At 44.0% G+C, this 584-nt stretch carries 1 protein-coding gene; it reads left to right on the forward strand.

Features of this window, described 5'->3' with window-relative positions; genetic code table 11:
* Positions 1–584: replication initiation factor domain-containing protein (locus LI162_RS15265; RefSeq protein WP_227156877.1), on the forward strand; the 584-nt coding region annotated here is incomplete at both ends.

Here is a 584-nt window from a genome sequence, read left to right on the forward strand (position 1 = left end):
GATTTCGACACCGCAAAGACTGTTTATATCGGTGCTGGTAAATCGGGATTGTCCTACCGCTTTTATGACAAGGATAAGGAAGTCTGTTCAAAACATAATAAGACGCTTGATGAAGTCGGCAGTTGGAAACGGACAGAAATGCAACTGCGTGATGATAAGGCTCATGCTTTTGCCATGACATTCAAGGACAGACCGCTGGAACTTGGAGAACTGGCTTTCGGGCTATTGGCAAACAACCTACGCTTTGTCGTACCAAACAGAAACGAAAGTAATAAGAGCAGATGGAAAACTTGTCGGTTTTGGGAACGCTTTTTAGGGGCTGTGGAAGTCTTAAAACTGCAAGTACCAAAACAGCAAAATTCCCTTGAAGAAACACAGCAATGGCTCACAGAGGGTGGCGTGATTTCCGCTGTCAAAAGTTTTTACTTCTTGGAAGAACATGACGCATTAGGCGGACTGGAAAAAGTGGGAACTATGCTTGATAAGGCAAGATACAGCAATTCCCTTTCCAGTAAATTAACCGCCCATTTACAGAGGATAAACCGCACCGACCTTATCCCCTATATCCAGTATGACACGAAACA

Source organism: Mediterraneibacter sp. 210702-DFI.3.120 (assembly GCF_020561005.1).
GTDB lineage: Bacteria > Bacillota > Clostridia > Lachnospirales > Lachnospiraceae > Mediterraneibacter > Mediterraneibacter faecis.